Source organism: Pseudoalteromonas rubra, assembly GCF_004212645.1.
In the GTDB taxonomy this organism is placed as follows: Bacteria; Pseudomonadota; Gammaproteobacteria; order Enterobacterales; family Alteromonadaceae; genus Pseudoalteromonas; species Pseudoalteromonas rubra_G.
In genome coordinates this window covers 1-11,678 of the sequence record NZ_PPUZ01000148.1, presented here as the reverse complement: position 1 = coordinate 11,678, position 11,678 = coordinate 1, and the positions used below count along the sequence as shown (strand labels likewise).

The following is an 11,678-nucleotide window of genomic DNA, read 5'->3' as shown; positions in this document are numbered from 1 at the left end:
GTGTTCCCCGCAGGCGCGGGGCTGAACCGCGAAACGGGCACACAGGCCCATGCTCAACGCAGTGTTCCCCGCAGGCGCGGGGCTGAACCGTATACCCGGAATTTGGTCTGGGTCCGGGTCTGGTGTTCCCCGCAGGCGCGGGGCTGAACCGGCAGCTCGAAAGCGCCTGTTTTGATTGTGGCCGTGTTCCCCGCAGGCGCGGGGCTGAACCGTAAGGGGGCTGTGCAGGATGACCCGCTTTTAGGTGTTCCCCGCAGGCGCGGGGCTGAACCGTGCAGATTCAAGGCCCGGTACATAGACCTCGGGTGTTCCCCGCACGAGCGGGGCTGAACCGGTCAGTCCGGCCGTCGGCAATGCACCATTAGAGTGTTCCCCGCACGAGCGGGGCTGAACCGGGATTTAACCGATCACCGTGCCGGACCTGCCAGTGTTCCCCGTACGCACGGGGCTGAACCGGTATCAATGAAATCGAAAACTTGCCACGTCCTGTGTTCCCCACACGAGCGGGGCTGAACCGCAGGGGGCCACATGCGCATGTAGACTCCCAATGTGTTCCCCGCAGGTGCGGGGCCACATGCGCATGTAGACTCCCAATGTGTTCCCCGCAGGTGCGGGGCTGAACCGCACGGAGTCAGCTACTTTGCACGCACCAGCCTGTGTTCCCCGCACGGGCGGGGCTGAACCGACATGGCGTCCCACTTTAATCGCAGTGTGTCCGTGTTCCCCGCAGGCGCGGGGCTAAACCGTGTATTAAATTCAGTTGCTTACGTAGTTTTTGGTGTTCCCCGCAGGCGCGGGGCTGAACCGACCGCTATTACGCGGCTACTCTCACATATTCCGTGTTCCCCGCAGGCGCGGGGCTGAACCGACGCGTATGTTTGGTGATTTATGCTACCTGGCGTGTTCCCCGCAGGTGCGGGGCTGAACCGGGAAACAAATGTTTCCCTCTTAGGCGCTAAAAGTGTTCCCCGCATGAGCGGGGCTGAATCGCGGGTTTGAAGTGGCATTTACTGAAACGCAGGGTGTTCCCCGTAGATGCGGGGCTGAACCGTGATATATTCAATGTGTCGTTTATTGCAGTAGGTGTTCCCCGCAGGTGCGGAGCTGAACCGGCAACGGTGCAGGTGTTTCTGACTTGGCCTCTGTGTTCCCCGCAGGAGCGGGGCTGAACCGCACCTGCGCGTATGGCGTTACGTAATGACAGACGTGTTCCCCGCATATGCGTGGCTAAATCGGCGGCTTATATGAGGTGTGGCGGCAGGGCGAGACTCGAACTCACATCATATATAAACAGCATATAACCGTTACCCATTGGAAACACTGCCGCCAAGTTTGATTATTGCTCAAGCTAACCAGCTTGTGAAGCGACACTTGGCTTTGTGAATCAAGATAATACAGTGAGTGCGTTGAAGTGGCGGCAGGGTGAGAATCGAACTCACATCACTGTAACACAGCCCCTTACCTATCGGGGTACACTGCCGCCAAAACTGATTATTAATCTCCCATCAAAAAAATGCCAGCACGATTTTTCTGGCAGTTTGTCTCAGGTCAATGACTTGCACTGTTGGTTTTGATACATTTATTTCACGATAAGTTTACCAAAGTGTTTTATGCAGGCTAAGGAAGAGCAGTATTTTCGGTATATTGAAGCGGTGTTGTTTTGGCAAGGAGAAATCCAAACTGGTACATTCCAGGATAAATTCAAGCTTTCAAGGCCCAGTGCACGGCGTTATGTCACCGACTTTATCGAGCGTTACCAGATTGCAGCAAGCTACAATGAGTCTGAGAAAGCCTATGTACTGACAAGCCCCTTTACACCTAATTACATCTCTCAGGATTTTGCTGAGTACGCCAGCCTGACCGGCGATCAGTACGTCCATAACCTGAGCACCTCCACCATCACAGCGCTGGCATTACCACACAGAAAGCTCAATCCAACCATTTTGCGGCCCATACTGAATGCCTGTCGGCGACAAAGTGTGCTGGATATTCGCTATCAGTCAATAAAAGAAGGCGGCGAAACCGAGCGGGTGATCCGCCCTCATACCTTGATCAATTCTGGGCTGCGCTATCACCTGAGAGCCTACTGTGAAAAAGCCAAAGGGTTCAAAGACTTTTCGTTATCGCGTATCATCTCTGCCTCCCCGGAATTTATCAGCAAAGCACAAAAATACAAAAAAGACGACGAAGCCTGGCAGCAGGAAGTCACTTTGACCATTATCCCCGACCCAAGACTAAGCGAGTACGCCCAACAAGTTATCGCACACGACTTTGATATGCACAACCACCAAAAGCAAATAAAAACCAACGCTGCATTAATCAATTACCTGATCAGCATTTTGAGGTTAGATGTTCAGCATCCACACCCGGAAGCCCAACAAATCGTGATGGAACCGGCTTGCTATCGGGAGTTGAGGGCTAGGGGGTTGTTGTGGAACAGCTGAGCAAACGCACCAGACCGGGTAATTTTTTTACTGGTTGCAATCGCAGGATTGTCGGCATTTTATTCGCGTCGTAAGCTAAGTGTATTAAAAGCAAGGAAGTAACAGTGTGAGTGATTTTAACAGCGATATTTTTAATTTCTGGGGCAAGGCCGACGAGCACAACACGTTACCTGCAGTGTGTCATATGCTGGATGTCGCCTTTGTGGCCAGGGCGATTATCCTCAAGCTGGTAGCTCAGGAGCGGACTATTTTACTCAAGCCGTTTTTAGCTATTGAAGGAGTTGATGAAGATACCGCAATTGCAATGGTAGTACTGCTTATTGCCCTGCATGATATTGGTAAAATTACACCGGGCTTTCAGTATAAGTTGCAGGACCGGGTAAAGGGTTTATTCGACATTAACACATTCAAGGTGTGTGGAGACGCGGAGACCAAACATGGCAATTCAGGATTTGTTATTTTACATGACTACTTTTGTGGACAGTATGGTGTAGATAAGAGTGTTGCGAGAGTAATATTTTCTGCGGTTGCCAGTCATCATGGTGTATTTGTAGCGAATAAAAAGCAATGTGGTTTGTGCGGCGATGAGCAATGGAGCGAAGTGCAGACTAATGCGATAGAATGGTTAGCCGATTACTTTTCCATTGACCTTTATCTATTTAACCAGCTTGCAGCTCAAACCTTAACGCCAACCTGGTATTCTTATATGGCAGGGCTTTGTTCGGTTGCTGATTGGATTGGTTCAGATGAATCACAATTTAGGTATTGCACAGCAAGTGAATACAATGCTGTGCAAAGGATGGATACTGCCAATGCGCTTGTTGGCTTTTTAAATATCAAGCATGTCACTGCTTCAAATAACAAGGCAGATTTCATAGATGTTTTTGGTTTTAAACCTAATGCTTTGCAATTAAAGGTATTAGAGCTTATCAAGCTGAATGAGCTGCCCTGGCTCTCGATTATTGAAAGCGGTATGGGGAGTGGTAAAACAGAAGCGGCGCAGGTTTTAGCCGATCATTTCATACGCCACCTGGGCCACTCGGGTTTGTATGTGGCCATGCCATCACAAGCGACAGCAAATCAATTATTCAAACGGACTTTAAGGTTACTCAAAAAAGATGTGCTTGGGTATCAGAATATAGAAACCCACTTAAAACACAGCAACGCAGATTTTGAGCCGCAATATGAAGCATTAAAATTAAAAAGTATCGACTATCAGCATCAACAAAACACCACTCCCTCAGTGGTAGCAAATCAATGGTTCACATCAAAAAAGCATGGCTTACTGGCCGGTGTCTGTGTGGGGACTATTGACCAGTTGCTAATGGCTGCAATGCGCTATAAGCATAATTTTGTCAGACTATTTGGGCTCTCAAATAAAGTTCTGATACTGGACGAGGTGCATTCATTACAGAGTTTTCAGATAGATTTGCTTAAAAATACGCTGCACTGGATGGCCAAGCTTAATGTTAGAGTCATCATTCTTTCTGCAACCTTGCCCCGAACTATGTTAGTTGAGCTGGTTCAGGCGTATGGGCAAGCATCTGAAACAGAGATTGAAGTAGAAGATAAACCCTATCCAAGGATCACTACATACAGCTCAGGTGCTCTGGCAAGGTCTCACACAATTATAGAAACTGAGAGTGATAGTAAAAAAGAAGACCTAACCAGCCCACCCGGAACTTACAAGATAAAGCTGCATTCAACATCTCCAAAGTTGTGTATCAGCAATATGGCAAATGATGTTCTAACGACAGCCAATAATGCAGGTTGTGGTGTGTTTGTTTGTATTTTGAATACCGTTGATAAAGTTCAGGAAATGTCCTGGCTCATTGCAAGACATTGCAACGAAAGTGATGGTCGAGTTGAGTATCTAACTTTTCATGCAAAGTATCCATTAGCCACACGTTTGTCCATTGAAGAGATGATTGAATATCAGGTTGGCAAACATCCTGCGGACCATCGTAGTATCAACCCTAACCGACCAGTGAAGGATAAATGTTTGATCCTAATAGGGAGTCAGGTTCTGGAACAAAGTCTGGATTATGATGCATGCGAGATGTTTACCCAAATTGCACCAATTGATCTGCTCTTGCAAAGAGTTGGCCGTGTTTGGCGTCATCAAATTAATAACACTGCTCGCTCTAAGTTTATCAAAACACCCACGTTAAATATCTACCTGCCATCAATGGATAAAATTCCTGAGGACTATGGGGAGTGGTTTGGTCACGGTGAGGTCTTTATCTACCCCTCACATCTACTGGCTGTAACAACTCGCTTGCTTTGGGAGAAGAATGAGGAAGTTGGTGGGAGCGGCTTTGACATTCATATTAATAACGATATGGATACATGGATCAATAAAGTGTATGCCGATGTTGACCAACAAATAACCTGGCTCGAGCAGGAATACGACAAGGCATTTGAATTCAGGTTGGACAAGCGGACGCAATATACTTTGGCTAAAGAGATGATGTTTGATGGGGATAAGTCGAGCGTCAGAGCTCTATTAAAGTACAAGAATAGTGAAATTGAAAACGATGACATTGTCCTCAGTACGCGTTTAACCAGTGTCAGCGTTCAACTGATTTTTCTTGTTGATAACGGAGAAGGAGTGCTTTTTCCGGTCACAGAGTTTTCGCCCTATACACAAAATGTGCAAGCGTTTAACCACGGGGCAAAGGAATATGCAGAATCAGAAGCGATTGATTGGCGAGCTGGAGAAAGGCTTAAAAAAGCAGATATTGCTCGTTTAAAGCAGGCACAAATATCACTGAGCCACGCCAAGTGGGTGGCGCACTTTAAGGAGCAAGAAGAGAGCTGGCCGTTTGGTTTTATTGCTAAAGAAACCTGGCGACGTTCGCCAACACTGTTTAACTGTATTCCAGTTGTTTTGGACCCAGACTTATCTTACTCCAATAGTGCACTGGGAGTGCTCAGGTTAGATCCTAAATTTGGGCTTAAAGTGGATAGAAGAAAAGTTTAAAAGTGGAGTTTCCGGTTTTGTTAAAGGTGGCAGTAACACTGTGAAGCTTTGTCCAAAATTAATGAAATTGGTAAGCAATAATTGGTTTACTTACAGAGAGTGAAGGAATATGAAATACGATTTATTAACTGAAAGTTGGATACCAGCCCTGGATTTACAGGGGGTAACCAACGAATACTCAATACTATCTTTGCTTGAGGCTGCCCCAAAGTTAAAGCGGATAGTGCACGAAAAGCCGCTTGTGGTGGCATCGGTACAACGCTTATTACTGGCAATCTTGTATCGCAGTTATGGCTACCTGGAACCGGACGAGTGGGATGAGGTTTTTGCAGCTGGAGAGTTCGATGAGCAAGTCTCCAGCTATCTTGGCTCGCCTAAGTGCGTAGAGCGGTTTGACCTTTTTTCAGAAACAAACCCCTTCTTTCAAACAGCAAACTTCACGAAAGAAAAGGGCGTAACAACATCGGTTAAAAAGCTCTCTCCTGATCTGGCGAGCGGTAACAATAAAACCCTATTCAACCACATTGCTGATAATCATGAGTTTTCACTACCGGCAAATGAAGCCGCACTTCAGCTACTTGTTTGTCAATATTTTAGCTTGGGCGGTGGGGTGAGTGGCAGTTCGGTACAATTTGGTAAGCACCCAAACCTGACTAATGCCCCATTGGTTGGCGGTGCAGTTGTAATGGTGGAGGGCGAAAACCTGTTCCAAACTTTGATGCTCAATTTGCATATGCCTAAAAATGAAGAGTGGCTCGAACGCAAAACGGACCTGCCTGTATGGGAGCAAAATGAGCCAGAGCAGCCTCAGGCTCGTGAAATGCGAGGGTTGAGTGATTATCTCACTTGGCGTGCTCGTCATGTGCGTTTACTGCCCCAGAAAGATGGCAGCGTTGCTCGTATGTTTTTTGCTCAGGGTTTGCCTAATCCAAAAGAAATGGAGCAGGAGCCTTATTTCGCGTATTACTTCAACAAAGAAGATAAAAAATTACCTGTCAGATTAAGCTTCGAACGAGCATTTTGGCTAAATACTGCGAGTTTGTTGCAATATGCGAAGTCATCTAAAGTGGGTATAGAGCCTGAAGATTTAAGGCCAGCGGGTATCCAGTTGTTAGCCGCTGAGGATAACGAGCTTATCGATAAACTAAAACTTAATTGCCAGTTAATGGGCTTAGAGAACAAGAAAGCTAACCCTTTAGCTTGGTTTGAAGAGCGTTTGCCATTACCACTTAATTTGGTCGAAAAAGACCCTACACAACCAAGCCGAGATGGCCTGGTTTTACTAAAAGGTATACAGAGGGCTGAAATAATTCACCGACAGCTATTGAGTGCAGTCAGAACCTTTGCTTCTCATCTGCTACCAGATGGCGCCAGGACACAAGATATTTCAACAAAAGTTGAGTCGATCAACCCTGCACGCTTCTACTGGCCTAAGCTTAATGAACCGTTTGAACAATTTATTTGGGCATTAAGTAATAACAGTGAAGAGGCCAAATTTAGTTGGCGTAAAGTGTGCCAGGAAATTGCCTTTGCTGCATTCGAAGGTGCAACACATAGCTGGTGCTATGGTGGAGTTAGAGCACAAAAGGGCTTGAGTATCGCTAAACAACAACTGGAAGAATCGCTATATGGAAGAACGTGGCAGCGTCACGTTTACTGGAGTCAGGATACTCAGGACATCATCAGGCAGTTATATCAGTGGGGTAATCCAGATTACCCCAAAAGGGATATTCTGGCTGCGCTTAGGAAGTCTCTGGATCTGCAAAAAGGCTCTCAACTGACGGCGATATCTTACTTAGGGCCATTACTTTCCAGTGAGGATGAACGCTCCAAAGTGCAGGCTTTTGTTGCTGGTTTATTTGCAAGTCACGCCAAAGTGTATCAAGAAGCACAACATAGCAGTTTTGGTCACATTTGGTATCAGGCGGATAAAGATCAACGCCCCGGCATGAGTTTTCGCTTTGAATGCCTGCTGGAGGCCAAAGGCGAGCAGTTAGAACAAACGCTGCGTCAGATGGTACAAATTCTAAAAAGCAAAGACATTGCCATTGATTACCGAACCCTGATGGAAGATCTCTATCACTGGGATAGCGACGACAAACGCATTCAACTTAAATGGGCCAGAGATTACTGGGCCAAACCAATTCAATCCGATGAGTCTACAGACTCAGCAGACGCGACAAATTAAAAAGGAGTTACCTTATGTCTTTTATCGAATTTCATGTATTACAGAACTTTGCCCCCAGCAACCTAAACCGCGACGACACCAACACCCCTAAATCTTGTGTGTTTGGTGGTTCACAACGGGCGCGGATCTCAAGCCAGTGTCAGAAGCGTGCGATCCGCACTCATGGGGCATTTAACGATGCAGTGGTAGAACACCAGGGCGACCGCGCGGTACGCACTCGTAAGCTAGCTTTTAAGATTAGAGATTTCTTGGTTGCCAATGGCAAACCTGAAGATGCAAGTAATATAGTCTGTGAAAATTTACTTGGACTTGCTGAGTTGAAGTTGGTGCAAAAAGAAGAAAAACATAAGTTCAAAACTGAATACTTGCTTTACCTAGGGTTGAATGAAGTCGAAGCGCTTAAGAATATTGCACTTGAAAATTTTGATGAGCTAAACCGGGAGGATAAAAAGAAGCTAGATAAAAAGCTCGCAAAACTAGTGGGTGAAGTATTTGGTAAGCACCAACAGGCTTTTGCCGCAGATATCGCATTATTCGGCCGTATGGTCGCAGATAACAACAATATCAATGTTGATGCGGCGTGTCAGGTTGCTCATGCAATTTCAACCAATATCGTTACGCCAGCCATGGACTTTTTCACTGCTGTGGACGATGAGTTACAGGCAGGTGAGCAAGGCTCTGGCATGATGGGTGGCGTTTACTTTAACAGTGCCTGTTATTACCGCTATGCCCAGATCAATATTGATAAACTGGCGGCCAATCTTGGACAGGATAAGGAACAGGTGACTGGCGCGGTAAAAGGGTTTTTCCGGGCGTTAGTTCAGGCGGTGCCTTCGGGTAAACAAAACAGTTTTGCAGCGCAGAATCCGCCAAGCTATATCAAAGTGAATGTACGTAAAGATGGTGCGCCCTGGTCTCTGAGTAACGCATTTACTCAGGCGGTAATGATAGACAAGCCTGATGAAGCCGAGCTTGAGCACCAGTCGGCACAAAAACTGGAAATGTTCGCCAAGAAGCTGGCTTCTATGTATGGCGAATCGGGTTTTATTTTTGAGGGCCGCAGCACTTACATCGACAATCTGGAAGAGTATCAGGACAAAGACAGTGGCACCATTGCACAACTGGAAGCTCAGATGCTTGATGCACTGCAAGGTGCTTTGGAGTGTCAATGAGCACTTTGTTGATCCGACTAGCCGGACCAATGCAGTCATGGGGGCTAAAAAGTGCCTTTGAACTGCGCAATACTCAGCTTGATCCGACAAAAAGTGGTGTGATCGGTTTGCTGTGCGCATCGCTAGGACGTGAGCGAAATGAGCCTCTGAATGATCTTACAGCATTGCGAATGGGCGTGCGCATAGATAAACCTGGTGATCTGGCATTTGATTACCAAACGGCGCTGAATGTGGCAAAGGCTGACGGTGGTAAGCCGGACACGCAGTTGTCGCACCGAGCTTATCTGGCTGATGCCGCCTTTTGGGTAGGTTTTGAAGGCGACGCGGTTTTTCTTAAAAAGCTGCATCATGCCTTGTTAAACCCGGTTTGGCCGCAGTTTTTAGGGCGTAAGTCATATTTGCCGGGCATTCCGTTAGTTGATCCCCACAATGCGTGTTTGGAATTACCTTTAGAGCTGGCGTTGCAACAGGCACCAAGAATGCAAGCTGAGCATGAAAAGGTAGCCGGAACACCGGTGAAATACATCATAGACAGCGAAGCACAAGAAGGCACTGAGCAACGGCATGACGTGCCACTGAGCTTTGAGATAAACCACCGGGCCTTTACATTTAGAGGCGTTAAAAGCAGTTGGGGGTTGGTGGATACGGAGGAAGTGCTATATGTCTGACACTCTTTGGTATGAAAGCCGATTGTATTTTGATCCTGACCAGGCGGGAGAAGATCTTGGCTTTTTACATCCTGATGATCTTTACAAGCAGCATCAGTGGGTGTGGCGTTGCTTTGTTGAAAGCGAGCTGACTCAGGCTGATTTTATGTTTCGTGTGGATATGGCGCTGCCAGTGCCAACAGTGTTTATTCGCTCAAAGCGTCAGCTAAAAGAAGCGATTAAAAGCTGGAAAATAGTCACGCAAACACAGCCGAATCAGCTCAAAGAGGAAGGGCTGGTTCAGTTCTCGTTGCGAGCTAACCCTACGGTAGATATTACGCCAAAAGGAGAGAAAACTCGCCGTCACGATGTTTTGATGCATGCCAAAAAACAGGCTCAAAAAGCAAATAGCAACGTGAATGAAGCTGTTGATATTGCTGCAAAAGCCTGGCTTCACAAAAAACTACAAAAGGGTGGTCTGGAGTTGCTGACTCAGTGCATTGAGTTCAGCAATTACAAGCAGCATAAAGTGGTTAAAAAAGACGGGGCCAGGCCCATCCAGTTGAGCACACTGGACTATTTTGGTGTGGCAAAAATCACCGATGTGCAAAAGCTGGAGCAGGCATTATTCAACGGTATCGGCCGCTCCAAAGCTTTTGGCTGCGGGCTGATGTTGATTAAACCTTTGTAACCAAATTTGTAAGGCGGGGCGACTCGCCTTTTTCTTCACTAATTTTTTTATTCAATTTAGGAGTGCAGGGAATGGCATTTCTTCCTTTAAAACCTATTCCAATCAAAGATCGTAACTCAATGATTTTTATTGGTATGGGGCGTATTGATGTGCGCGACGGCGCGTTTGCTGTGATTGATGAAGTAAACGGCGAGCGGATGCTGATCCCGGTAGGCTCTGTGGTGTGTATTATGCTAGAGCCGGGTACGCGGGTGAGCCATGCAGCGGTGAAACTGGCTGCGACCACGGGCACTTTGCTTATCTGGGTGGGCGAAGCGGGCGTCAGGCTTTACTCTGCTGGGCAGCCCGGTGGTGCACGCTCCGACAAGCTGCTCTATCAGGCCAAGCTGGCACTGGATGAAAACTTGCGGCTCAAAGTGGTACGTAAAATGTTTGAACTACGCTTTGGCGAACCGGCACCGGAGCGACGCTCGGTTGATCAGCTTCGGGGCATTGAAGGCACGCGTGTACGCAAAACCTATGAACTGCTTGCCAAGCAGTATCAGGTCAGCTGGCAGGGCCGTCGCTACGACCCCAAAGACTGGGCGAAGGGTGATGTGATTAATCAGTGTATCAGCGCCGCTACGTCTTGCTTGTATGGCGTTACCGAAGCCGCTGTGCTGGCCGCTGGCTATGCCCCTGCCATTGGTTTTTTGCATACCGGCAAGCCATTGTCGTTTGTGTATGATATTGCAGACATTATAAAGTTCGATACTGTGGTGCCAGTGGCGTTTAAAATTGCCAAACGGCGGCCACAATCCCCCGATCGGGAGGTGCGCATTGCCTGCCGCGAAGCGTTCCGCAAAGACAAGGTATTACCACGCCTGATCCCGCTGATTGAAGAAGTATTGGCCGCAGGAGAGGTTACACCGCCCGAACCCTATGCCGATGCACAACCGCCCGCTATCCCGGAACCTGAATCCATTGGCGACGAAGGCCATCGCAGCGGAGGTCCACTATGAGTATGTGTATGGTTGTGACGGAGGCAGTACCGCCAAGATTGAGAGGTCGTCTGGCAGTATGGCTGTTGGAGATCCGTGCGGGTGTGTACGTGGGCGACGTAAGTAAACGTATTCGCGAAATGATCTGGTTTCAAGTCAGTGAACTGGCGGAAGACGGCAATGCGGTTATGGCATGGGCAACCAACACCGAGTCGGGTTTTGATTTTATTACCTATGGTGAAAATGCTCGAATGCCGGTGGATTTTCAGGGGCTAAGGCTGGTGAAGTACACCCCAAGAGCCGATGACAATCAGGGAGGAGATTAGCGAGTTATTTCCGCCATTCTATCTGTGATTTACTGCTCTTTAACAACTTGGATATTGAGATTTAAAGCTTCAAAAAATAGATATGTTTGTACCCAAAAGTTTCGGTAGATTTTAAAGTGTGTTTTTTCTTTATAAAAAACAAGTATATAATTTTAGAGTGTTCCCCGTACGCACGGGGCTAAACCGTCAACAACCCGGCCCTTGTATACCTCCTCATACGTGTTCCCCGTACGCACGGGGCTAAACC

At 47.4% G+C, this 11,678-nt stretch carries 8 protein-coding genes, 1 tRNA gene and 1 CRISPR repeat array; of the genes, 8 read left to right on the top strand and 1 reads right to left on the bottom strand.

Features of this window, described 5'->3' with window-relative positions:
• A CRISPR array of direct repeats spans positions 1-517; the repeat unit is 29 nt; unit sequence GTGTTCCCCGCAGGCGCGGGGCTGAACCG.
• An 896-nt stretch (positions 518-1,413) separates the two neighbouring features.
• Positions 1,414-1,482: transfer RNA gene (locus tag C3B51_RS23735), tRNA-OTHER, on the bottom strand.
• Between the two features lie 128 nt (positions 1,483-1,610).
• On the opposite strand from C3B51_RS23735, the gene C3B51_RS23040 reads away from it, so the two are divergent.
• The 8 genes from C3B51_RS23040 (at position 1,611) to cas2e (ending at position 11,431) form a co-directional block, all read left to right on the top strand.
• Positions 1,611-2,444 (top strand): transcriptional regulator, encoded by an 834-nt coding sequence (locus tag C3B51_RS23040; RefSeq protein WP_130246529.1) that lies wholly within the window; start codon positions 1,611-1,613, stop codon positions 2,442-2,444.
• Positions 2,445-2,550: 106 nt separating this feature from the next.
• Positions 2,551-5,427, top strand: coding sequence for a CRISPR-associated helicase Cas3' (cas3, locus tag C3B51_RS23035; RefSeq protein WP_130246528.1), 2,877 nt, complete (start codon positions 2,551-2,553; stop codon positions 5,425-5,427).
• Between the two features lie 109 nt (positions 5,428-5,536).
• Positions 5,537-7,615 carry a type I-E CRISPR-associated protein Cse1/CasA gene (gene casA, locus C3B51_RS23030; RefSeq protein ID WP_130246527.1) on the top strand — a complete coding sequence of 693 codons (2,079 nt, stop codon included), beginning with the start codon at positions 5,537-5,539 and terminating at the stop codon, positions 7,613-7,615.
• 14 nt (positions 7,616-7,629) lie between these two features.
• Positions 7,630-8,787 (top strand): type I-E CRISPR-associated protein Cas7/Cse4/CasC, encoded by a 1,158-nt coding sequence (gene cas7e, locus C3B51_RS23025; protein WP_130246526.1) that lies wholly within the window; start codon positions 7,630-7,632, stop codon positions 8,785-8,787.
• Positions 8,784-9,455 (top strand): type I-E CRISPR-associated protein Cas5/CasD, encoded by a 672-nt coding sequence (gene cas5e, locus C3B51_RS23020; RefSeq protein ID WP_130246525.1) that lies wholly within the window; start codon positions 8,784-8,786, stop codon positions 9,453-9,455. Before cas7e ends, cas5e begins: the two co-directional genes overlap by 4 nt.
• On the top strand, positions 9,448-10,125 hold the full coding sequence (gene cas6e / locus C3B51_RS23015) for a type I-E CRISPR-associated protein Cas6/Cse3/CasE (protein WP_130246524.1): 678 nt from the start codon (positions 9,448-9,450) through the stop codon (positions 10,123-10,125). Before cas5e ends, cas6e begins: the two co-directional genes overlap by 8 nt.
• 71 nt (positions 10,126-10,196) lie before the next feature.
• Positions 10,197-11,126, top strand: a complete 930-nt coding sequence (gene cas1e / locus C3B51_RS23010; protein ID WP_130246523.1) for a type I-E CRISPR-associated endonuclease Cas1e — start codon at positions 10,197-10,199, stop codon at positions 11,124-11,126.
• Complete coding sequence (cas2e, locus tag C3B51_RS23005) at positions 11,123-11,431, top strand: type I-E CRISPR-associated endoribonuclease Cas2e (protein ID WP_125780688.1); 309 nt, start codon at positions 11,123-11,125, stop codon at positions 11,429-11,431. Before cas1e ends, cas2e begins: the two co-directional genes overlap by 4 nt.
• Positions 11,432-11,678: the final 247 nt, after the last annotated feature.

What these genes read in the sequence shown, in the direction of transcription:
- cas6e (WP_130246524.1), top strand. Translation starts at nt 9,448, where the DNA reads ATGTCTGACACTCTTTGGTATGAAAGCCGATTGTATTTTGATCCTGAC.
- cas5e (WP_130246525.1), top strand. Translation starts at nt 8,784, where the DNA reads ATGAGCACTTTGTTGATCCGACTAGCCGGACCAATGCAGTCATGGGGG.
- C3B51_RS23040 (WP_130246529.1), top strand. Translation starts at nt 1,611, where the DNA reads ATGCAGGCTAAGGAAGAGCAGTATTTTCGGTATATTGAAGCGGTGTTG.
- cas1e (WP_130246523.1), top strand. Translation starts at nt 10,197, where the DNA reads ATGGCATTTCTTCCTTTAAAACCTATTCCAATCAAAGATCGTAACTCA.
- cas2e (WP_125780688.1), top strand. Translation starts at nt 11,123, where the DNA reads ATGAGTATGTGTATGGTTGTGACGGAGGCAGTACCGCCAAGATTGAGA.
- cas7e (WP_130246526.1), top strand. Translation starts at nt 7,630, where the DNA reads ATGTCTTTTATCGAATTTCATGTATTACAGAACTTTGCCCCCAGCAAC.
- casA (WP_130246527.1), top strand. Translation starts at nt 5,537, where the DNA reads ATGAAATACGATTTATTAACTGAAAGTTGGATACCAGCCCTGGATTTA.